This window comes from Vreelandella maris (genome assembly GCF_013371085.1).
Classification (GTDB): Bacteria; Pseudomonadota; Gammaproteobacteria; order Pseudomonadales; family Halomonadaceae; genus Vreelandella; species Vreelandella maris.
Genome location: NZ_JABWCV010000006.1, coordinates 53,237 through 75,579, shown reverse-complemented (window position 1 = coordinate 75,579; position 22,343 = coordinate 53,237). Strand labels below are relative to the sequence as shown.

Here is a 22,343-nt window from a genome sequence, read left to right as displayed (position 1 = left end):
GATGCCATGCGATTAATGAAGAGGATGCCATGACGACTTCCGCAGAACTGTTTGAACTTGCCAGCCGCCATATTCCGGGCGGCGTAAACTCGCCGGTGCGCGCCTTTAAAGGGCTTCACCGCCCGCCGGTATTCATGGAACGCGCTCAGGGCGCCTATCTGTTCGACGTAGAAGGCAAGCGCTACGTCGACTATGTGGGCTCGTGGGGCCCCATGATTACTGGCCATGCGGATCAGGACGTACTGGCCGCAGTGCGCGCGCGGCTGGACAACGGCCTGTCGTTTGGCACGCCCACGGCGGTCGAAACCACCATGGCGGATCTGATCTGCGAGATGATTCCGTCGATGGAAATGGTGCGTATGACCAGCTCCGGCACCGAGGCGACCATGTCGGCGATCCGGCTGGCGCGTGGGGCGACAGGGCGCGACAAAATCGTCAAGTTTGAAGGTAATTACCACGGCCACTCTGATTCGTTGCTGGTCAAAGCGGGGTCTGGCGCCTTGACCCACGGCGAACCCAGCTCGCCGGGCGTACCTGCATCGCTGGCGGCGCATACCATTACGCTGTCGTATAACGACCCCGAAGGCGTCGAGGAATGCTTCGAAGAAATGGGCGACGAGATCGCCTGTATCATCGTTGAGCCGGTGGCCGGCAACATGAACTGCATCCCTCCGCAGTCGGGCTTTCTGGAAACTCTGCGCCGGGTGTGCAATGAGCACGATAGCGTGCTGATTTTTGATGAAGTGATGACCGGCTTCCGGGTGGCGCTTGGCGGTGCTCAGGCCCACTACGGCGTGATCCCCGACCTCACCTGCCTGGGCAAGATTGTCGGCGGCGGCATGCCGGTGGGTGCCTTTGGTGGCAAACGCGAGATCATGCAGAACATCTCGCCGATGGGGCCGATCTATCAGGCGGGCACCCTTTCGGGCAACCCGCTGGCCATGGCCGCGGGGATTGCGCTGCTGACCAAGCTTCAAGTGCCCGGCTTCCACGATGCCTTGGCACAACGCGTAGAAACGCTGTGCAACGGTCTGCAGGAACGCGCGAACGCGGCCAACATCCCGATGATGACCCAGTCGGCCGGCGGCATGTTTGGGGTGTTTTTCACTGGCCAACGCCGTGTGGATAACTTTGCTCAGGCCACCGCCTGTGACCCGGAAGCGTTTCGCCGCTTCTTCGGTGCCATGCTCGACCACGGCGTCTATCTGGCGCCATCGGCATTCGAGGCCGGCTTCATGTCCAGCGCCCATACGCCGGAAGATATTCAGGTCACCCTGGACGCCGCGGAAAAAGCCTTTGCTTCCATGTAACAGCAAGTAACGGAAATCCCGCTATACTCTAAGAGCCGCTGACAACCAGCGGCTCTTTTTGTAGGGGGCCATCATGAAACGACGCTTAATGTGGCCAGGCGCCGCGCTATTCGCCATAGGGCTAACCTTTCATCCGTCGATTAATGCACAGTCGCAACAGGAGGCATCGATGTCTCAAATCCGCATCACCATGGAAGGCACACAGGGCGCTGCGTTTTCCGCCCATTGGAAAGTGACCCACGAGGGTAAAACCACCGAACACGTCGAGAAAAATGGCCGCGTACCGGCTGAATTCAGCTATGAGGGCGAAGCACTTGACGGCACGGTAACGCTGCTGAGCGACGGTGATCGCCTGGAAGTGGATATTCAAAAAGGCACTAACCGCTCGCGGTCGTCCACTCAGGGCAAGGGTGGCACGCTGACGGTATTGATTCGTTAACAAAAAAACCGCCCCTGAAAAGGGGCGGTTGTCTAGGCAAGGCTTCTAATTAGTAGCCTTGATAAACAGTATTAGCATTACCGCTACCAGTGGTCAAAATTTGGCTGAAGTGTTGACCATTGCTTAGCCCACCAACACCTGACTGACTGACAATTTGACGGTTGTCATTTCCGACGGTGCGCACAAACGAATCGTGGCCTTCTCCTGTTTGTGTGATTTTAGTAACGTTACGATTTCCATCAGTCAGGATATGACTATCCAGTTCATTACCGCCTTGGTAAACACGGTCTATATTTCCATTTCCTACTGAGGAAATATAGCTATCATTAAGGTTGCCATCTTGCTCGACTAAAGAGTCGTTATCGCTTCCATCCTGCTTGATCCATGAATCATTATACTCACCCAGTTGGTTGAGTTTAACTTTGTTATCGTTACCTTCTTGCCGGACAATTGACTCATTGAATCCAGGTGACACCTTCGCAACACCAACTTCGTCATCCTGAACAACCGTTACTCGGTTACGGTCTCCGGTTTGTGTAATTCGTGAGTACTGAGTTCCCCATTGGGTCACGTTGTTTACGTTGTCATCGCTGCCAGCTGTTTGTGTGATGTAGGAATCACTGCCAGCACCGCTGCCTTTTGTATATCCAGCCATGGTATCAATGGTATTGATACTGCCGTTAAAGGTTGTGCTTGGCGTTGTTTGAGCAAAGCTTGCAGAACTTAAAGCGATGGCAACAGCGGCAGCGATAGTAGTTAATTGCAGTTTCATGGTGTTTCCCCTTTACGATATACTTGCTTTAGTTATTACTGAAGCAACCCATGTTGCTCAGTAAGTTTCGACGGTGACCGAGCGTGCATTGCCTGAAAACGCTTGCTGTTCAATGCTAATGCCGTAGGAGCCACTCCCCGAATGCGAAATACTGACGTTACTGTTTTGACCGTTCTGGATAATTTGAGACTCGAGACGATTACCATCTTGTATAATCTCTGCTTTATGTCGGTCACCAAGCTGACTTATCAACCCGGTATTATTTGAGCCATCTTGAATAATAGAGGCGTCGTTATAGTTACCGTCTTGGTTAATCGAAGCCAGGTTAGCGCCACCTTGGCGGCTGACGTTTTGATTAATGGTGTTGGTATTTCCATCACCAATTTGTCTGATCAATGCCACATTGGATTCGCTTTGAGAAAATGCTTCTTCTTCAGCGCTCAACTGAATATCGCCTTCCGTGATATACGTTTGTGCTGTCTCTCTATCAATTTGGCTTTCTTGTGCAGAGGCAGAAACGGAGAATGCCATGACCAACCAACCAAGCGTTAAAAGCGTCAAGGCTGAGGAAACGTTCGCGACATTTTTGCGCTTTGCATTATTTTGGTGGTATCGGTTGACATACATGGCTGCAATCTCGTTCTTGAATGTGTATTCATGTAACCATTTGTTGAGTTAAGTATGGAGAGAATCGAGGGCATTACCATGGTGCTTTAAACTGAAATTCTGTATTAAAAATGCCATTTTTTAAAACCATAAAATGATGAGATTTTTAATACCTAGTGTGGTGTGTATTGGCTATGATCGTGCTTTCATTGATAAATGGATTTGGGAATGAAAGAAGAAAAAATAAAAAACCGCCCCCGAAGGGGGCGGTCAAGATTAATAATTTTAGTTTTTTATACAAACTAATACTGAAGAACTGAAGCTTGATTTGAACCACCTGATTGATTAACGGTTGAGTGGGCGTTTGCACTAGCTTGGCCAAGCTGAGTCACTGTGGCTATGTTGCTAGATCCTCCGCCTTGTGTCACTTTTGCATAATGTCCACCAACTGCTAAAAACCCCTGGTTATCCTGCAAAATGTAGGATTCGTTTTGATCAGCATTCATATTTTGAATGAGGGTTGCCTCGTTACTACCACCCATTTGAATAATATAACTGGTGCCATCAGTGCCATTTTGAGTAGCCGAAGCTATGTTGTGATCTCCATGGGTTTGCCCTATGTAACTTTTATTGCCACCTCCAGCTTGGGTTACATATGCGGAATTATGATCTGCTCCCCCTGGCTGTGTACCTTGAAGAACATATGATGCGTTATTACTTCCTTCCTGATAAATATCAGCACCGTTAAATGAATTGCCTAATTGGTCGACCGCAGAACGGTGGTCATTGCCAGTTTGTAGCGTATTAACCACACCTCCTTCGCCTAGATGTTGATTTACTCGAGAGTAGCTTCCTTCACCTTGCTGATCAGTATCTGCAAAGTGTAGATTGCCGTTTTGATCGATGCTTGATTCGTTATCGGTGTTGGTTTGTACCGTACTAGCGCTGTTGCCAGTGCCGGTTTGAGTAGTAGCTTCTATATTCTGTCCCGATGCGTTTGAGTCTGGAAGGTTTCCTGGAGTAAATGAAAACCTAGCAGTTGGAAAATCATTGTCTGTTAAAAGATCATTAGTTGTCCATGCAGTATTATCTTGTGTGTAAGTATTTCCATTACTTCTATTGTCCACGCCCCACTGTACATCATTCAAATTTGTCGTTTCGGTGACTGGGTTGCTTGCAGCACTGGCTGAAAAAGAGACAGTGAGAGCGACAGCGGCGGCGATTGCGGTAAGTTGCAGTTTCATGGTATTTCCCCTTTTGATTCACTTGCTTTGTGGTCACTGAGCTAGCCGAATGCTGCTCAGTGGGTTTCGACGATGACCGGCGGTGCAGTGCCCGAATACGCTTCTTGTTCGATGCTGATGCGTTGCTGGCCATTCCCCGATTGTGAAATATAGATATCGCTTGAACTGCCGAACTGACGGATATCGGCGTTTAATGCAATATTGGGGTTTTGCTGATTGATTGTGGCTTTATGGCTGTTTCCTTCTTGCCAGATAGCGGCAGAATGCTTACTGCCATGCTGAGAGATAGCGCCGTAGTTTTCGCTACCTTGCTGATAGATGAAGGCAAAGTTTCCCGCTTGATAACTGGCTGACTGTGACTGCATTATGCTGGCCGTATTATCATTACCAACCTGCTTGATGACACTCGTATTTATATCGTCACCACCAAACTGATTTCTTGTTTGTTCGATGTATTGCGTTACCCTCGCGTTGTCTATCAGTGCTTGTTCTGTTTCGTTAGCACTGATAGGAGAAAGTATCATAAAACAACTAGCCGCTATAATAGATCGCTTAATTACCTTAATATTTTTTAATAAGTAATAACTGTAATAGCTGTCCACGCAATAGCTCCATTAAAAATATGTTTTGTTTCTTTTTTTACATGAGTGGAGTTTGGCTCATTGAACTTTTTATGCCATAAGAAATTTTTAGAGTTTAATAATTTAAAAACCACTGTTTTAAATTAAAAAAAGGAGTGGAGTTTCTGGTTATAATTTTTAATTGTTTTTTATGATAGGGATATCAAATAAAGAAAAGACTTATTTGTTGAAATCATAAATTTGCTTAAGGACCAAACGCTTAGCTGAAAAAAGGATTTTTATCCATAAAAAAAGGTCATGCATAAGCATGACCTTTCGGCTTGAGATTGCCTGGTCTTGTTGGATCGGCGATCTACAGCTGGGGGATGGGGGCGTTCAGGTAGTCCGCCAAAATGGTTTCATTGAAGTTGACATCGTTGGGCAGGTTCCATAACCGATTTTCTACCCCTTTTGCGATCAAATGGATAACTGAAGCATCGACAGCCGACATGACGGCCATTTGTACGGGTTCATTGGTGGTAACCCCCGCTTCAAGCTCAAGCAACCGGCTGAAGTCGATAAAACGGTAGACACCAGCCCGCAATTCTTTGGAATAGATGGTTTTCGTCGTGGTGACATTCGCCAATACCTCGCCCGAGGAAATCTCCACCGCCCTCAGATTTACCGTGACCTGATCAACCTGGTACTCCCCTGAGGCTCCAATACCGAAGTATTCTGCGCCAGCCCCCCCGGTACGTATATTGGATTCATAGGCGATGATACCGCCTTCCAGCATGACGGAAGCCGCGCGTAACGAGGGTAAGGTATCCGGTTGACCAAAGCGTTCGAATTCCGCACGGATGATGCGCCGCTCGGTCAGTAGATTCTGAAGCCCCACCCGTTCCAAGGGGATGAACCACCCTGAGTCTGCCAGCGCGCCGGTCAACATGGCCGCTGCCCCTTGCGTTACCGCTGTCGAAAATGTGCTGGCCGGTGCCGGGCGGTATTGGCCTGTTTGGTCTCTGAAGTCATACACCGAGACAAAGATGCGTCCTGCAGGTGGTGGCAGCGATACAAGGTCTTGGTAGGTCGCGCCTCGCGGTGTGAGCGTTGCGGGAGCGCCTTCCAGATTTTCCGAGGTGGCAATGGTACCGGCACAGCCACTTAGCCAAAGCGCCAGCATTGCAACGATAACAATTCTCATGAGTGTCCCCTTGTTTATAGCGTCTAATTTTTTTGATTGAGTGTATCGGTGCAGTTCAAGGGTTGAATAAACCACCTACGTTAATATTGGTGACATCGCCAGTTAGCTTGTCCACGACCCGTACCGTAAGCTGCCCCCCTTCATCCCTGACGACCACACCAAACTCGTCACTATCGAAGCTGCCTTCTCCCACATCACCGCTTCCTACATCACTGATAAGCTGTGAAATGAGTCGGCTTTCCAGGCTCTGGACCAAGCGTGCAGTGGATGACAACGGCTCTGAGCGACGAGAATTAGGGTCGGTGTTGGTATCTTGGGCTTGTGCTTTGCCTAGTAGATAACTTCCCGTAAAAGGGTCGCCGCCGAATGACGGGTTGATGGGTTCGTAGACGAGATCTCCTGCATGGGCCTGTAGCGTTAACAGCCCGGCTAGTAGCGCTGAGCCTATACCTGCGGTGCGAATGGCCTGTGTTTTCATTATCGTAACTCCTCTCTTCCCAAGTCTTTGTCGGAAGATAGCGCTGAGTTCAATTGTTGACGCAGTAGTGCTTCTTCCACGGTTTGTACAGCTTCCTCCGCGGCACGGTCAGCTTCACTGATGCGCGGAGAGAGCTGTGTACGGAAATACATCTGATTACCCTGCATGATCCAAAGCTGGCTTCCCCATCGGGCGTCCGGGCGTTCCTGAATAGTGATGGTGGCGTTGCCAATGATCATGTTTCCCATGGCCCGCTGGCTAAAGGCACGATAGAAGGTTTTACCTGCCATGGTGATAGTGCGGTCGACCAATACGCCGGTGAGCTCGCTGCTGGAGCTACTTTGTTCTTGAATCGCAGGCCCATCAGGACTTGATAATTGATTGATGGCGTCCACGGCTTCCTGCTCGTCGGCGGCTTTGGGTTCATTTGTGGCGCCAGGTTCATTGGCTAACGCCAGTGATAGCCCCATCCATATAAGTAACCCCGTTAGGGCGTGTTGACAGTAACGTAGCGGTGCCATAACCAGTTCACTCTTATTAGACGCTATCGATGGCGTTGTAGGCTTCGTGCGGTTTCGAGGTTGGGCAGAATTGGCCCTAGATTCTGATGAATCCAGTTCAATGCCTGAATACGGTTGTGTACGTTGATTTTGCGGAAAATGTTGTACAGGTGAGACTTGACGGTGTGCTCACTGAGGAACAGTTTTTCGGCGATTTGATGGTTCGAAGCCCCGGCACTAAGAAGCGAGATGATTTCCATTTCTCGGTTAGTGAGACCGCAGGCGGGGCGGAAGGCGTTGTTCTGATATTTGCGATAGAACAGGATCAGCCGCGTCATAAGTTCACGGGACATCCACAGCTCGCCTTCCAGCAGCGCATGAATACCCTTACAAATGACATCTAGGCTCTCGTGGCGATAGAACACGCCTTTCAACTGTGCGCAGGACAAGGCTTCAAGCGCGTGATCCATGTCGCGGATGTTAAACGCGGCCAATGGCGAGTTGCTGAGCGTCTCGGGTAACTGATGCTGCCATTCCGGCAGGGTATCAACGCCAATGTGATCGCTATCGATGAGCAGTAAGGTGTCACCCGCAGACGGTGCAATGACCTTTTCGTGGGGCGATTGAATATGCACATGGCACTCGGTATGAGTCCCCAGATATTCCGCAAATAGTTGTGATTGTGGGCTTTTTTCGGTAACGACAAATACCGTGTTGGTAGCCTTTTCCTGCGGCATTGGGTAGCCCTCATGGTGAGAAAGAGTGAGTAGGTAACTCTTGCAGTGTTGACTATAAGATAACTTTCGTAAAGTTATGTTATTAAAAATATGGTAAAAAAATTAAAATATGCGCCTAATAATTTTATATAAATAAATTAAATTCATAAAAAACAAGTATTTATTTTTATATAAAGGTTTTTAAAGAAATATTAGAGATATACAATTAGTAACGTAATGGCTGCTTTTGATACGTTCAGTGAGCGCGTAAACTGATGCTCCAAAGCTTGGAGGGCGTGTCATGATCGCTGTTAATACCCTTGTTCTTGCCAGTGGAAACACGGGGAAATTAAGAGAATTCAATCAATTACTCTCGCCTTTGGGCTTTGATGTTCGCCCTCAGGCGGATTTTGGCGTTAATGAGGTTGAAGAGACCGGCCTGACATTCGTAGAGAATGCGCTGTTGAAAGCCCGTGAAGCGAGCTTAATCAGTGGTTTACCTGCATTGGCAGATGACTCAGGACTGGAAGTGGACGCTCTGCATGGCGCGCCGGGTATTTACTCGGCGCGTTACGGTGGCGAACCTAAAAGTGATGAGAAAAACAATCAAACGTTGTTAGAAGCGCTGAGTGACTGCGTGGAAGGCCAGCGAAGCGGGCGTTATTGGTGCGTGCTGGTATATTTACGTCATCCTGAAGATCCAGTGCCGATCATTGTGCAGCGCAGTTGGGAGGGCGAAATACTGGCGCATCCGCGGGGTAAGGAAGGGTTTGGTTATGACCCACTGTTTTGGCTGCCAGAACAGGGTATGAGCGTTGCCGAGCTGCCCAATGAGAGTAAAAATCGTCTCAGCCATAGAGGTAGGGCACTGCAAGGATTGGTAGGGTTATTGAAGGTGGCACATGGTTGATACGCTGCCGCCGCTTTCTCTTTATATCCATACACCATGGTGTGTGCGTAAATGCCCCTACTGTGATTTCAACTCTCACGAACCGGACACTCATGGTTTTACGCCTCGGGATTTACCCGAAGCGGCCTACCTTGATGCGCTGTTACAAGATTTAGACGGCGATCTGGCATTAGCCGCAGGGCGCGAGATTCAAACCATCTTTATCGGGGGGGGGACGCCCAGCCTGCTTTCGCCAGCATTTTACGCGCGGTTACTCACTGAAATTGAAGCGCGTTTGCCTTTTGCCAACCCTATCGAAATTACCTTAGAGGCTAATCCTGGCACCACCGAGCAGCAGCGTTTCATTGGCTATCGAGAAGCCGGGATTAATCGTCTCTCGCTCGGTATTCAAAGCTTTCAGCCTGCTCAGTTACACGCACTTGGGCGTATTCATAGCGGGCAAGAAGCGGTCACCGCTGTAACGCAGGCGCGCCAGGCGGGCTTTACCAATATTAACGTTGATCTTATGCATGGCTTGCCTGAGCAGACGCCTCAACTGGCGATGGATGATATTGAGCAAGCGCTCGCATTGGCGCCCGAGCACCTCTCTTGGTACCAGCTTACGCTAGAGCCAAATACCGCCTTTCACTCCCACCCGCCGATATTGCCTGAGGAGGAGTCGCTCTGGGATATACAGGATAGCGGGCACCAGCTTTTGGAGCAGGCAGGGTTTAAGCGCTACGAGATTTCGGCCTACGCACACATTGGTCATCAGAGTCGGCATAACCTTAACTATTGGCAGTTTGGCGACTATCTCGGGATTGGCGCTGGAGCTCATGGCAAGCTTAGCTACATTGATCAAAGCGGTGAATGGTGTATTGAACGGCGCTGGAAGACACGCCAGCCGGATGCTTATTTAAAGCGTATGAATGACCTGCGCGGCTTCGTCGCGGGCAAACAGCTTATAAGTGTCGATGAGTTACCACTGGAGTTTGCCATGAACGCACTGCGACTCACCGAAGGAGTTACGCTGAATACATGGCGTACCCATACAGGTCAGTCCGATGCTATGTTACTAGCGCGTTTACAATCCGCCGAGAAAAAAGGACTTTTGATGCAAATGCCTGAAAAACTGCGTGCATCGCCTCAAGGTCTATTATTCTTGAATGAGTTGCTGGCATCTATCTGTGATGAAAGCTCAGTGAAAAGTGACCAGCGATGAATAAAAAGATACCCCGAAGACAAACAAGGAGTGAGCGATGCGTATTTCTCGACTACTGACACCGCTGGCAGCCGCTATTTTATTAGCAGGTTGCGCCACATCGGACCCTTACGGTGGCCAAACGCAGCGCTCCAGCACCGCGATGGGCTCTGGTATTGGTGCTGCTGTGGGTGCCGCTGCCGGTGCGCTGTCTGGCGACGGTAGTACTAGCCGCCGTGACCGTGCACTGATTGGTGCGGCTGTCGGTGCGGCAGCCGGTGCTGGCATTGGTGTTTACATGGATCGCCAAGAGCAGCAACTGCGTGAAAACTTGCAAGGATCGCGCATTGAGATTGATCGCCGTGGCGACGATATCGTGCTCAATATGCCCAGTGGCGTTACCTTTGGCTTTGATTCTGCTGAGCTGACCAGCGAAGCGCGCGGCTCTCTTAATGAAGTCGCTAATGTTCTTACTCAGTACCAAGACACCCGCGTTAGTATCGCAGGCCACTCCGATAGCACCGGCGATGCTAGCTACAACCAGCGTCTCTCCGAGCGTCGCGCTCAAGCCGTATCGAGCTACCTCACCCAGAATGGCGTTTCGTCCACGCGTCTTAATACCTCGGGCTATGGCGCTACTCAGCCAGTGGCCAGTAATGACAATGAGCAGGGTCGTGCCCAGAACCGTCGCGTTGAAATTACCCTAACCCCTACCGGTAATGGTCAAGGTTAATACGTTCTTGAATTAACCTGGCTGTTGCCGACTAAAGCCCGCTATGCTCACATAGCGGGCTTTTTTATTCACTTTCTGATGAGTCTCCATGCTGTCCTATCAACATGCCTACCATGCCGGTAATTTTGCGGATGTGCATAAACATCTGACACTTTACGCGGTGATTGATTATTTATTACGTAAAAAAACGGCTATTACATATATCGATACTCATGCGGGACGAGGGCTCTATCCCCTTAATGCGCAAGAGACACAACGCTTGCAAGAGTATCGCGAAGGCATAGGGCCGCTGTGGCAAGCCCGCAATGAGCTAAACGATCCGTTGCTGATAGAGTGGCAAGCAGCGATAGCCTCTGCTCAAGGCTCCTCAGCAACCCTGACGCACTACCCAGGCTCTCCCTGGTGGCTGAGTCATTCGTTGCGTGAGCAGGACCAACTGCGGCTGTTTGAGCTGCACCCCGGCGAGCACGAGCAACTTTCTACCCAGGAGTTGCCAGCTAACGCCCAGCGTGTGTTTGGCGATGGACTGGCGGGGCTGGAGGCTATGTTGCCCGCGATAACGCCACGGCTATCTGTGCTCATCGACCCCAGCTATGAGCGCAAAGTGGAATACCTGGAAGTAGCCGATACCGTCGCTTATACGCTGGAGAAAGCGCGCCATGCCGTAGTATTGATCTGGTATCCGCTGCTACCTGCTGGCCACCATCACACGCTATTAGATGCCTTGCAAGAGAGCGGTCAGCGCAAAATATGGCGCAGCGAACTGCTGCTGCGTGAATCCGGTGAGCAGGTTCACGGTATGTTTGGCAGCGGTATGTTGGTGATTAACCCACCCTGGGGTTTGGATGAACGACTAGCCGCAGCAATGGCTGAAATTACCCCGTTACTAGGTTCTTCTAGTCGCTATCAGGCGGATTGGTGGGTGGGAGAGTAGTGTTGGTAACGAGAGTAAAGAGCAGTTCTCTTATTTACCGATGCAGAAACTGCCGAAAATCTCGCCCAATAAATCATCGGCGCTGAATTCACCGGTGATTTCGCCCAATGCCTGTTGGGCGTCGCGCAGATCTTCCGCTAACAGCTCGCCTGCGCCGTAGCCATCAAGCTGAGTGCGGCCTGTATCAAGGGCTGCCATAGCACGATCTAAGGCATCTAAATGCCGCCGACGAGCGGAGAAGCGACCCTCGGTGGTGGCGGCAAAGCCCATGACATCTTTTAAATGTGCTTTTAAGTTATCCACACCCTCGCCCGTTTTAGCGGATAAACGTACGGTGGGCGGCGTTGTGGATAAATCTAATCCAGGCGGTTCAGCACTGGTATCAATCTTATTGCGTACTAACGTCAAGCGCTTCTGATCGGGCAGGCGAGCGACAAACTCGGGCCAGATGGCCATGGGGTCGGTCGAGGCGGTCGTGCTGGCATCCACTAACAGCAGTACGCGATCAGCTTTCTCTATCTCGGCCCAGGCGCGTGCTACACCGATCTTCTCAACAGCATCGGGTGTATCGCGCAGTCCGGCGGTGTCGATGATATGCAGCGGCATACCGTTGATATGGATATGCTCACGGAGTACGTCCCGGGTCGTGCCTGCGATATCCGTCACAATGGCGGTATCTTGTTCGGTCAGCGCATTCAGCAGGCTCGACTTACCCGCATTGGGCCGCCCGGCAATGACTACGCTCATTCCTTCACGCATCAGAGCGCCTTGGCCTGCTGCCTGGCGCACGTCGATTAACGTTTGCTGAACATTGTTCAAGTGCTCAGCCACATGGCCGTCGGCAAGAAAGTCGATCTCCTCTTCAGGGAAATCAATCGCCGCTTCAACGTAAACACGTAGCTCGATCAGCCGCTGCACCAACGCTGACACGCGCTTCGAAAACTCCCCCTGGAGCGAGCGCACGGCATTTTCGGCCGCTGAACGGGAAGTGGCATCGATCAGATCGGCGATAGCTTCTGCCTGGGCCAGATCAAGTTTGTCGTTGAGAAAAGCCCGTTCAGAAAACTCGCCAGGGCGCGCTAGACGTGCGCCGAGAGCCACACTGCGCTCCAACAGCATATCCATAATAATGGGGCCGCCGTGGCCCTGTAATTCCAGGACGTCCTCACCGGTAAACGAATGGGGCCCATTGAAGAACAGGGCGAGGCCTTCATCAATAATGCTGTCAGCGCCCTGGAAGGGGCCGTAGTGGGCGTAACGCGGTGAGGGGCAGTGACCGAGCATGGCCTCGGCGATAGCGCGGCAGGCAGGCCCTGAGACGCGAATGATACCAACACCACCGCGTCCAGGAGGGGTAGCCAATGCGGTAATCGTATCCTGAGTATAAAGTCGTTCAACCATGGCGAGCCTCTTTAATGGATGCGTACAGTGTGAGTTTGTCGTCTTTAAAACGCCAGACCCCCGCACTGGGCGGGGGTCTGAAGGCTTCAAATACCACGGCAGGCTATTTGGTCTTCATGCCTTTGCCGATGGTCGGGTCATTCTCGATTTTGCGCGTAATGTAGTACTGCTGCGCCACCGAAATGATGTTGTTGACCACCCAGTAGATGACCAGACCTGCCGGGAACCACAGGAAGAAGAAGGTAAAGATGATGGGGAGCATCTTCATGATCTTCGCCTGCATCGGATCCGGGGGCGTCGGGTTCAACATTTGCTGAACAAACATCGAAATACCCATCAAGATCGGCAGAATGAAGTACGGATCTTTCACCGATAGATCCTGAATCCAGAAGATAAAAGGTGCGTGTCGCAGTTCGACCGATTCCAGCAACATCCAGTAAAGCGCGATGAAGACCGGCATCTGAATCACAATAGGTAGACAGCCCCCCAGCGGATTGATCTTCTCCTTCTGGTAGAACTTCATCATCTCTTGCGACATCTTCTGACGATCGTCGCCATACATCTCTTTCAGGCGCTGCATTTCAGGGCCAAGCTTACGCATACGGCCCATGGATTTGTACGCTTTGGCGGAAAGCGGGAACAGTACGGTCTTAACCAGTACCGTTAGCAATACAATCGACCAGCCCCAGTTACCGACGATGTCGTGGATCTTATCCAGCAACCAGAAGAGGGGGTTGGCGATAAACCATAGCCAGCCGTAATCCACAGTTAAGCGAAGGTTAGGTGCCACCTGCTCTAGGTAGTCCTGAATCTTCGGCCCCATATAAAGGGTAGCACCTAACGTGGCTTCGCCTTCTGCAGCAATACTGCTAGTCGGGCCAGCAAAGGCTACGACGTTACGATTACTTGAGTCGGTGGTAACGTAGTAAAGGTTTAGCTGATCCTGTGGAGGTGCCCATGCCGATACAAAGTAGTGCTGAATGATCGCAATCCATCCGCCCAGGGCTTCGCGATTTTCAAAGTTACTGGCTTGAATATCCTCGAAGTCGATCTTTTCGTAGCGTGCATCCGGCGTTGAGTAGGCAGCCCCCAGATAGGAGTTCATACCCATTGAAACGCCGCTTGAAGGATCCGGGCTATTATCGCGTGCTAACTGGCCAATAAAGCGCGCACTGACCGGTGCATCGGTGTTATTGGCTAGGTAGTAATTGACGTTGACCGCATAACTGCCGCGCTCAAACGTGAGGCGCTTAATCACCTCGACGCCGTTAACGTCGGCGGTCAGATCGACGCTCAGTTCTTCATCGTTATCGCCTAACCGATAGTCGGTATTTTCGGGCGTGAACGCGATGCGGCTTGCCTGGCCATCAAGCTGAAGGCCTGAACGGGCCACGTAGCTACGGCTGCTGTTATCCGACAACAACACGTAGTTCCGCTCTGAGTCGAGGGAAAGTTTGTGTTGCGGTAAAGCGGCATAAACAATATCGCCACCGTGTGGATCAATGCGTACATCAAGAACATCGGTCGTTACGGCAATGAAATCACGGCTAGACGTTTCGCTTTCAGTATCGCCAGGAATACCTTCACCAACCGCATTTGGCTGCGATGTGGTACTCGGAACGGCTAAGCCGCCCTCGCCATCGTCAACATTGCTGGATGGTACTGAATTGCTAGATGGTGCTGAATTACTGCGTTGAGTCGTTTCAGGCACTGAATCGTAATTCGGCTGCCCGTAATCCTGATTCCACTGGACGACTAGCAAGTACGCCAGTACGGCTAGTGGAATCAGTAATAAAAGTCGTTTTACGTCCATGAGGGTTCTGCCCGCTGGGTGGTGAACATGCTAATGGCGCAGTGTCATTTACTCGACCCTTGACACACGAAAGCCTGCCAGGCGGCAGGCCGAGGTCGAGCGGCGAGGTGTGCACCAAAGGTCACGTGTCACGCTCTGGCGTTGGTGCTGCGATCACCGCCTGTGCGTCACGCTGAAGTCGCTTCCACATGCCGTGTAACTGGCGATGCAAGGTGTCGTTGTCGATATCCTGAACGCCGCGTCGGGCAAGCACCACGATATCCACAGAGGGTAAGTGATCTTGACGAAGACGGACAGATTCTCGAACGAGACGCTTGAAACGGTTGCGATCTACGGCGCGTTTGACATTTTTTTTGCTGACTACCAGTCCAAGGCGGGGGTGCCCCCGAGTACTCAAGCGAACTAACGCCATCATACCTTTGCCATGCACTTTCAGGTCGGCTTGCTCAAACACGTGACTGAAATCCCCAGCATTTAGTAACCGTAACTGCCGGGGAAAGCCTTTCTGCGGCACACGCAATCCGAGATCAGGCGCTCAGACGCTTGCGGCCCTTGGCACGGCGGCGTGCGAGGACGGCGCGACCGTTTTTGGTTGCCATACGAGCACGGAAGCCATGCGCGCGCTTGCGCTTGAGAACGCTAGGTTGAAAAGTGCGTTTCATAACTCGTTATTCCCACGTGGTTTAGGACGGAAAGTGAATTCCAAAAAGCCCGGTCCAGTGAGGAACTAGCCGGGGAGATTCAATTCAAGACCGGAAATTGTAGAGACTTCCTTTGCTGGGTGCAATTTTTCCTTGCATAAAAAGCGTTATGGCGTCATTGCGGCCATGCTGGCAGTGACGAATATAACAATCAACACTCTCGCTATTATTACTAATTAGGTAGTTCTAAACCTGTTGTTATTAATAGTGGGGATACTATTTGTGGATAAGTGGTTTTAATTATTATTTATCAATCACCTATAATAATAAAAAATCTGTGTGTAAGTTTCGTATAAACAGTCTACAAGGTGTTAAGTAGGTGTGTTTAACCCAAACGTAAGTCGCTTATTTGTTAATTGTCCCCGTTCCTCCACACGGTTTTCCCGTAGGCTCACTACAAGTTGTCCACAGGACAATATTCAATCTTAAACCCGTGTGGATAACCGAAGCTTTGGGCGCTACAATGGTCGGCCGTTTTCAACCGATGGTGAGATGAGTGTCACTGACGCTTTGGCAACAGTGCCTGGACAACCTGCAGGATGAGCTGAATTCACAGCAGTTCAATACCTGGATACGCCCGCTGCAGGCAGAAGAAGGAGAGTCCAACGAGCTGCGCTTATTGGCGCCGAATCGCTTTGTGCGCGATTGGGTGAGCGATAAGTATGCCAAGCGGATTAGTGAACTAATGCGTGAGCTCGCGCCGGCCAAGCCGCCGAAAGTGAGTTTGACGGTAGGTAGCCGCCGCCCGGCAACGCAGGCTCCTCAGCATCGCGACTTAGGCAACCCCGTATCGGCTTCTCCATCGCGTCCTTCGGCACCGGCTGTTCATACGCCTCCGCGCGGCGATATTGCCGATGAGCGTGAAATAGACAGGCTGCGTGATGAAGCTCCCAGTCGGCGTAACAATGAGCGTCAGGTACAGGTAGAGGGCAGCCTGAAACATGGCAGTGGGCTAAATCCTAATTTTACTTTCGATACTTTTGTTGAAGGTAAATCGAACCAACTGGCTCGCGCTGCCTCACGCCAGGTGTCTGAAAACCCCGGCGGCGCCTATAACCCGCTGTTTTTATATGGCGGCGTGGGCCTTGGTAAAACTCACTTGATGCACGCCGTGGGTAATGCACTGGCAACGCGGCGCGAAAATGCCCGCGTGGTTTATCTGCACTCAGAGCGTTTTGTCGCCGATATGGTCAAGGCGTTACAGCTCAATGCGATTAACGACTTTAAGCGCTTTTATCGCAGTGTTGATGCATTACTTATTGATGATATTCAGTTTTTCGCCGGCAAAGAGCGTTCCCAGGAAGAGTTTTTTCATACCTTCAACGCACTGTTGGAAGGTGGCCAGCAAATGATCCTTACCTCTGATCGCTATCCGAAAGAGATCAGTGGGGTAGAGGAGCGCCTGAAATCACGCTTTGGTTGGGGGCTCACGGTGGCGATTGAACCGCCGGAACTTGAAACCCGCGTAGCCATCTTGATGAAAAAGGCCGACCAAGCTAAGGTCGATTTGCCTCACGATGCAGCTTTCTTTATTGCTCAGAAAATTCGTTCCAACGTGCGCGAATTAGAAGGTGCATTGAAAAAGGTCATCGCTGATTCGCACTTCATGGGTAAAACGATTACCCAAGACTTTATTCGCGAATCGCTGAAGGATTTGTTGGCCCTTCAAGACAAGCAGGTGGGTGTCGATAATATTCAGCGCACAGTCGCGGAGTATTACAAGATCAAGGTAGCGGACTTGCTCTCCAAGCGCCGTTCACGCTCGGTTGCCCGCCCTCGTCAGGTGGCGATGGCGCTTGCCAAGGAGTTAACCAATCATAGCTTGCCGGAGATTGGCGATGCCTTTGGTGGGCGTGACCACACAACGGTGTTACACGCTTGCCGAAAAGTGAAATCATTGCAGGAAGAGAGCGCGGATATTCGTGAGGATTACAAGAATCTGCTGCGCCTGTTGACCAGTTAACCACCCTATGGGACGGGCCTGTTACGCGCAGGTCTTTCAGGATATAGAACCGGAGTATTGATGAAATTTTCGATTTCCCGAGAGGCGCTGTTACGTCCGCTGACTCTGGTCGCAGGTGTTGTCGAGCGCCGCCAAACGCTACCTGTACTTTCGAATGTACTGATTCAGGTAGAGGGCGACCAGGTGTCGCTTACCGGTACTGACTTAGAGGTTGAGCTTGTTGGGCGCACGGTGGCCAGCCAGGTGGATCAGGCGGGTGCAGCAACGGTGCCTGCTCGCAAGCTGATGGATATTTGTAAATCACTGCCTGATCAATCCGATATTCAGCTAGCCGTTGAAGAGGGTCGTGCGGTCTTACGCAGTGGCCGTTCACGCTTTACCCTGTCGACGCTTCCGGTAGCCGAGTTCCCCAATATAGAAGATGCGGACGGCAGTCAGGAAATCAGCGTACCTCGCGGTACCTTAAAGCACCTGATTGAAGCCACCTCATTTGCGATGGCGCAGCAAGATGTACGTTATTACCTCAACGGTATGCTGCTGGAAATCCAAAGCAACCTGCTGCGTACGGTCGCGACTGACGGTCACCGCTTGGCGATGTGCTCACGCCCGATTGAAGTGTCTGTGAGTCAGTCACAAAAGCTGATTGTACCCCGCAAGGGTATCCTTGAGCTGTCGCGCTTGCTGGATGACAGTGATGAGCCTGTCAGCTTGACGCTGGGCTCCAGCCATGTGCGTGCTCACACGGGCGATTTCACCTTCACCTCTAAGCTCATCGACGGCAAATTCCCTGACTATGAACGCGTAGTGCCGCGCAACGGCGATAAAGTACTGATTGCTGAACGCGCCGCGCTGCGCCAAGTGCTTTCGCGTACCGCTATTCTCTCTAATGAGAAATACCGTGGCGTCCGGCTATACCTTGAGGAAAACAACCTTAAAGTAATGGCCAACAACCCGGAGCAGGAAGAAGCCGAAGAAAATATCGCTGTTGAGTATAACGGCGGCGCGATGGAGGTCGGTTTTAACGTTGGCTATCTAGTCGATGTGCTGACGGTGCTGAACGAAGAGCGCGTGCAGATTACACTGGCCGACCCCAATAGCAGTGCACTGCTTGAAGAGCCAGGCGGTGGTGATGCACTCTATGTCGTTATGCCGATGCGCCTGTAAAAGGTCTTTGGATCATAGCATTGCATATGCAAGCTACATTAGCGGCGCTTCTGGTAGCAGAAGCGCCGCTTCCTCATTGGGTGCAATACTCTCTATTTGCGGACTATTTTAAGTGGTGATAATAGGATGAGCCTGACACTGCTTAATTTCCATGGATTGCGTAACCTCCAGCCAGTTGAAATGACGCCCTCATCACGTATTAACGTTATTAGTGGCGCCAATGGCAGTGGTAAAACCAGCCTTCTCGAAGGCGTGCATATTCTAGGTATGGGGCGCTCGTTCCGTACGCGGCAGTTGAAACACGCCATTCAAGCCGATAAGCCGCATATGACACTGTACGGACGGTTAAGCGGTGAGCCTGAGGTTACCCTTGGCGTGCGCCGTTTGCGTGCCCAGAGAGAGCTAGAGCTTCGTCTGAAGGGAGATAAAAACGCCCGCTTGGCAGAGCTAGTCGAAGCGATGCCGTTGCAGCTAATCAACCCTGACGCTTTTCGACTGCTTGAAGGTTCTCCTGCTGGTCGCCGTGAGTTTCTCGATTGGGGAGTGTTTCACGTGAAACATGACTTTTTGGGAATCTGGAAGCGCACCCGGCGTGCGTTGAAACATCGGAATGCACTGCTCAGGCGTGGTAGAATACACCCTCAGGAAATGGTGGTGTGGGAGCAGGAGCTCGCCATTTGGGGTGAACAGATGGATGCGTTGCGCCGTGCGTGGTTCAGTGACTTTTTGCCAGTCTTTGAAGAGACGCTTAAAGTGCTACTTCCACTACCTGGGTTGTCGATTCATTACGCGAGGGGCTGGGACAAAGAGCGGTCTCTTTCAGCAGTGTTACACGATAGCCGACCTACTGATCAACAAATGGGCTTCACGCAGCAAGGCCCGCAGCGCGCAGATTTACGTATCAGAGTAAATAAGCAGCCTGCTATTGAAGTGCTTTCCAGAGGCCAGCAAAAGTTAGTGGTGAGCGCTTTGAAACTCGCCCAAGGGCGGTTTCTGGAAAGAACAGCACAGCGGCACTGTATTTATCTCATCGACGATTTGCCAGCAGAACTTGATGAGCAAAATCGGCATCAGTTTTGTGGGTTACTTGAAGACATGCAGTGCCAAGCATTTATTACCAGCGTCGAACCTTCTGCGTTAAGTAGTACTTGGCGGCCTGATACTTTGGTGAAGATGTTTCACGTGAAACATACTGAACAAGGGCTGAGCCAGTTAGTGCTGGCTAGCTAGCGCGAAGGGTAGACGATACGGAACGAGACAGACTTCACGACGGAGTGGTCAATGAGCGAGCAGGCTTACGATTCATCAAGCATTAAGGTGCTCAAGGGGCTGGACGCGGTACGTAAGCGTCCAGGTATGTATATTGGTGACACCGACGACGGTACCGGTCTGCACCACATGGTCTTCGAGTTGGTGGATAACTCCATCGATGAGGCCTTGGCTGGGCATTGCAGCGAAATTCGCGTTGTCATTCACCCGGATGAGTCAGTCACCGTTAGTGATAACGGCCGCGGCGTGCCCACTGAACTTCACGAAGGGGAGGGGGTATCCGCTGCTGAAGTTATCATGACGGTGCTGCACGCAGGCGGCAAATTCGACGATAACTCCTATAAAGTTTCCGGTGGGTTACATGGCGTTGGTGTTTCTGTCGTAAACGCATTGTCTGCCGAGCTGCGCTTGACCATTTGGCGCCAGGGCGAAGTGTTTGAACAGATGTACCATCACGGTGTGCCTCAAGCACCATTGGGCGTTGTAGGCAAAACCGAAAAAAGTGGTACCCGCGTTCATTTCCGCCCCTCTCCAGAAACGTTTGGCAATATCGAGTTCCATTTCGATATTCTTGCCAAGCGGTTGCGTGAACTCTCTTTCTTGAATTCCGGTGTTGCTATCCGATTGCTGGATGAGCGCAGCGGTAAAGAAGAGCTATTCCATTACGAAGGCGGCTTAAAAGCCTTTGTTGATCACCTCAATACCAATAAAAGTGTCATTAACCCGGTATTCCACTTTAACGCTATTCGTGAAGATGGCGTTGAAGTTGAGGTGGCCATGCAGTGGAGCGAAGCCTTCACTGAAAATATTTTCTGTTACACTAATAATATTCCTCAGCGAGACGGTGGCGCGCACTTGGCGGGCTTCCGAGCGGGGCTTACCCGCACGCTCAATAACTATATTGAAGCTGAAAACCTGCTCAAAAAAGCCAAGGTAAATACCACGGGTGACGACGCCCGTGAAGGCTTGACTGCGATTATTTCGGTCAAAGTACCAGATCCTAAATTTTCGTCGCAAACGAAAGATAAGCTAGTCTCCAGCGAAGTTAAGACTGCCGTTGAGCAGGAGATGAGCCGCCTCTTTTCTGAGTATCTGGTTGAAAAGCCTAACGAAGCCAAAGCGATCGTTAATAAGATGCTGGATGCGGCGCGTGCTCGTGAAGCCGCCCGCAAGGCGCGTGACATGACCCGCCGTAAAGGCGCGCTGGATATTGCTGGCTTGCCCGGTAAGCTGGCGGATTGTCAGGAAAAAGATCCAAGCCAGTCTGAACTCTACCTTGTGGAGGGTGATTCGGCAGGTGGCAGTGCCAAGCAGGGCCGTGACCGGCGTACCCAAGCTATTTTGCCGCTCAAGGGTAAAATCCTGAATGTTGAAAAAGCGCGTTTTGATAAAATGCTCTCTTCAGCTGAAGTAGGCACATTGATCACTGCACTTGGCTGTGGCATTGGCCGTGAAGAGTTCAACCCCGATAAGCTGCGTTACCACTCCGTCATTATCATGACCGATGCGGACGTGGATGGCTCGCATATCCGTACGCTACTGCTGACATTCTTCTTCCGTCAGATGCCGGAACTGATCGAGCGCGGCCATATCTTTATCGCCCAGCCGCCGCTATATAAAATCAAGCGCGGTAAGCAAGAGCTCTACCTGAAAGATGAGCAGGCGATGGTGGACTACTTGACTACCACAGCCCTGGATGGTGCTGGCCTGCACGTTAATGCCAATGCACCAGGCATCTCGGGTTCTCAGTTAGAAACGCTAGTAAACCAGTACCGTAACGTCATGAAACGGATTGATCGCTTGTCACGGGTTTACCCCAATGAAGTGCTCAAGCAGATCATTCATACGTCCGCGCTTAAAGGTGAAGAAAGCCTGAAAGATCGCGTAACCATGCAGAACTGGATTGATGAAATTCAGAAGACCATGGATGACATGGTTGCCTATGAAGGTGGTCCGCGTTATCACTTCCACCTTCAAGAAGATTCTGAACGTGGACTTTTCCTACCTACCGTATCGCTGGTGGCTCACGGTGTGACCACAGAGTACACGTGGGGACTCGACTTCTTTGAAAGCGCTGATTATCGGGGCATCGCTGAGTTGGGCGAAACGCTGGATGGCTTCCTTGAAGAGGGCGCATTTATTGCCCGGGGTGAGCGTCAGAAGCCTGTATCTCACTTCTCCGAAGTGCTGGCATGGCTGATGCAAGAGGGCCAGCGTGGTCTATCGGTGCAGCGTTATAAAGGTCTGGGTGAAATGAATCCGGATCAGCTGTGGGATACGACGATGGATCCTGATAGCCGCCGTATGCTGCGTGTGACGATCGAAGATGCCGTGGGTGCTGACATGATGTTCAACACGCTGATGGGTGATGACGTTGAACCACGTCGCGACTTCATCGAAACTAATGCGCTGGTGGCTAACCTGGACGTATAAGAGACGTTTGCTA

The 22,343-nt window shown here is 51.3% G+C and carries 22 protein-coding genes; 10 read left to right on the top strand and 12 right to left on the bottom strand.

Annotation, left to right across the window (positions count from 1 at the left end):
* Positions 1 to 29 precede the first annotated feature (29 nt).
* Both hemL and HUO07_RS06660 read left to right on the top strand, forming a co-directional pair.
* Positions 30 to 1,310 carry a glutamate-1-semialdehyde 2,1-aminomutase gene (gene hemL / locus HUO07_RS06665; protein ID WP_176302923.1) on the top strand — a complete coding sequence of 427 codons (1,281 nt, stop codon included), beginning with the start codon at positions 30 to 32 and terminating at the stop codon, positions 1,308 to 1,310.
* A gap of 73 nt (positions 1,311 to 1,383) precedes the next feature.
* Positions 1,384 to 1,749 (top strand): hypothetical protein, encoded by a 366-nt coding sequence (locus tag HUO07_RS06660; RefSeq protein ID WP_246286525.1) that lies wholly within the window; start codon positions 1,384 to 1,386, stop codon positions 1,747 to 1,749.
* A 49-nt stretch (positions 1,750 to 1,798) separates the two neighbouring features.
* Here the strand turns inward: HUO07_RS06660 and HUO07_RS06655 are convergent, their stop codons facing one another.
* The 8 genes from HUO07_RS06655 to HUO07_RS06620 form a co-directional block, all read right to left on the bottom strand.
* The gene (locus HUO07_RS06655; protein ID WP_176302922.1) at positions 1,799 to 2,521 is read right to left on the bottom strand and encodes a hypothetical protein; all 723 of its coding nucleotides are present in this window, start codon (positions 2,519 to 2,521) and stop codon (positions 1,799 to 1,801) included.
* A 57-nt stretch (positions 2,522 to 2,578) separates the two neighbouring features.
* Complete coding sequence (locus HUO07_RS06650) at positions 2,579 to 3,148, bottom strand: hypothetical protein (RefSeq protein WP_176302921.1); 570 nt, start codon at positions 3,146 to 3,148, stop codon at positions 2,579 to 2,581.
* Between the two features lie 281 nt (positions 3,149 to 3,429).
* A complete protein-coding gene (locus HUO07_RS06645) occupies positions 3,430 to 4,371 on the bottom strand; it encodes a hypothetical protein (RefSeq protein WP_176302920.1) in 942 nt (313 codons plus the stop codon).
* Positions 4,372 to 4,427: 56 nt separating this feature from the next.
* Positions 4,428 to 4,973: a hypothetical protein gene (locus HUO07_RS22130; protein WP_176302919.1), complete on the bottom strand. Its 546-nt coding sequence runs from the start codon at positions 4,971 to 4,973 to the stop codon at positions 4,428 to 4,430.
* A 331-nt stretch (positions 4,974 to 5,304) separates the two neighbouring features.
* Positions 5,305 to 6,135, bottom strand: a complete 831-nt coding sequence (locus HUO07_RS06635; RefSeq protein ID WP_176302918.1) for a CsgG/HfaB family protein — start codon at positions 6,133 to 6,135, stop codon at positions 5,305 to 5,307.
* Positions 6,136 to 6,190: 55 nt separating this feature from the next.
* Positions 6,191 to 6,613 carry a curli assembly protein CsgF gene (locus tag HUO07_RS06630; RefSeq protein ID WP_176302917.1) on the bottom strand — a complete coding sequence of 141 codons (423 nt, stop codon included), beginning with the start codon at positions 6,611 to 6,613 and terminating at the stop codon, positions 6,191 to 6,193.
* Positions 6,613 to 7,134, bottom strand: a complete 522-nt coding sequence (locus tag HUO07_RS06625; RefSeq protein WP_176302916.1) for a CsgE family curli-type amyloid fiber assembly protein — start codon at positions 7,132 to 7,134, stop codon at positions 6,613 to 6,615. Before HUO07_RS06625 ends, HUO07_RS06630 begins: the two co-directional genes overlap by 1 nt.
* Positions 7,135 to 7,157: 23 nt before the next feature.
* The gene (locus HUO07_RS06620) at positions 7,158 to 7,850 is read right to left on the bottom strand and encodes a response regulator transcription factor (protein WP_176302915.1); all 693 of its coding nucleotides are present in this window, start codon (positions 7,848 to 7,850) and stop codon (positions 7,158 to 7,160) included.
* 280 nt (positions 7,851 to 8,130) lie between these two features.
* Between HUO07_RS06620 and rdgB the strand changes: the two genes are divergently transcribed.
* The 4 genes from rdgB to HUO07_RS06600 all read left to right on the top strand — a co-directional run bounded on the left by rdgB (position 8,131) and on the right by HUO07_RS06600 (position 11,586).
* Complete coding sequence (gene rdgB, locus HUO07_RS06615) at positions 8,131 to 8,739, top strand: RdgB/HAM1 family non-canonical purine NTP pyrophosphatase (RefSeq protein ID WP_176302914.1); 609 nt, start codon at positions 8,131 to 8,133, stop codon at positions 8,737 to 8,739.
* Positions 8,732 to 9,940, top strand: a complete 1,209-nt coding sequence (hemW, locus tag HUO07_RS06610; RefSeq protein WP_176302913.1) for a radical SAM family heme chaperone HemW — start codon at positions 8,732 to 8,734, stop codon at positions 9,938 to 9,940. The genes rdgB and hemW overlap by 8 nt, the downstream gene beginning before the upstream one ends.
* Positions 9,941 to 9,977: 37 nt before the next feature.
* A complete protein-coding gene (locus HUO07_RS06605) occupies positions 9,978 to 10,652 on the top strand; it encodes a YiaD family glycine zipper/OmpA-like lipoprotein (RefSeq protein ID WP_101145079.1) in 675 nt (224 codons plus the stop codon).
* Positions 10,653 to 10,740: 88 nt separating this feature from the next.
* Entirely contained in the window at positions 10,741 to 11,586 is an 846-nt protein-coding gene (locus HUO07_RS06600) for a 23S rRNA (adenine(2030)-N(6))-methyltransferase RlmJ (protein WP_176302912.1), read from the top strand.
* A gap of 30 nt (positions 11,587 to 11,616) precedes the next feature.
* Here HUO07_RS06600 and mnmE read toward each other — a convergent pair whose 3' ends face one another.
* The 4 genes from mnmE to rpmH form a co-directional block, all read right to left on the bottom strand.
* The gene (gene mnmE, locus HUO07_RS06595; RefSeq protein WP_176302911.1) at positions 11,617 to 12,987 is read right to left on the bottom strand and encodes a tRNA uridine-5-carboxymethylaminomethyl(34) synthesis GTPase MnmE; all 1,371 of its coding nucleotides are present in this window, start codon (positions 12,985 to 12,987) and stop codon (positions 11,617 to 11,619) included.
* A gap of 103 nt (positions 12,988 to 13,090) precedes the next feature.
* Positions 13,091 to 14,800, bottom strand: coding sequence for a membrane protein insertase YidC (gene yidC / locus HUO07_RS06590; protein WP_101145076.1), 1,710 nt, complete (start codon positions 14,798 to 14,800; stop codon positions 13,091 to 13,093).
* A 121-nt stretch (positions 14,801 to 14,921) separates the two neighbouring features.
* Positions 14,922 to 15,314 (bottom strand): ribonuclease P protein component, encoded by a 393-nt coding sequence (gene rnpA, locus HUO07_RS06585; RefSeq protein WP_176302910.1) that lies wholly within the window; start codon positions 15,312 to 15,314, stop codon positions 14,922 to 14,924.
* Between the two features lie 13 nt (positions 15,315 to 15,327).
* Entirely contained in the window at positions 15,328 to 15,462 is a 135-nt protein-coding gene (gene rpmH / locus HUO07_RS06580; protein ID WP_008959105.1) for a 50S ribosomal protein L34, read from the bottom strand.
* Positions 15,463 to 15,997: 535 nt separating this feature from the next.
* On the opposite strand from rpmH, the gene dnaA reads away from it, so the two are divergent.
* The 4 genes from dnaA to gyrB all read left to right on the top strand — a co-directional run bounded on the left by dnaA (position 15,998) and on the right by gyrB (position 22,330).
* Positions 15,998 to 17,464, top strand: coding sequence for a chromosomal replication initiator protein DnaA (dnaA, locus tag HUO07_RS06575; protein WP_008959106.1), 1,467 nt, complete (start codon positions 15,998 to 16,000; stop codon positions 17,462 to 17,464).
* A gap of 60 nt (positions 17,465 to 17,524) precedes the next feature.
* Positions 17,525 to 18,628 carry a DNA polymerase III subunit beta gene (dnaN, locus tag HUO07_RS06570; RefSeq protein WP_101145074.1) on the top strand — a complete coding sequence of 368 codons (1,104 nt, stop codon included), beginning with the start codon at positions 17,525 to 17,527 and terminating at the stop codon, positions 18,626 to 18,628.
* 126 nt (positions 18,629 to 18,754) lie between these two features.
* Positions 18,755 to 19,858, top strand: a complete 1,104-nt coding sequence (gene recF / locus HUO07_RS06565; RefSeq protein ID WP_176302909.1) for a DNA replication/repair protein RecF — start codon at positions 18,755 to 18,757, stop codon at positions 19,856 to 19,858.
* A 51-nt stretch (positions 19,859 to 19,909) separates the two neighbouring features.
* The gene (gyrB, locus tag HUO07_RS06560; RefSeq protein WP_176302908.1) at positions 19,910 to 22,330 is read left to right on the top strand and encodes a DNA topoisomerase (ATP-hydrolyzing) subunit B; all 2,421 of its coding nucleotides are present in this window, start codon (positions 19,910 to 19,912) and stop codon (positions 22,328 to 22,330) included.
* Positions 22,331 to 22,343: the final 13 nt, after the last annotated feature.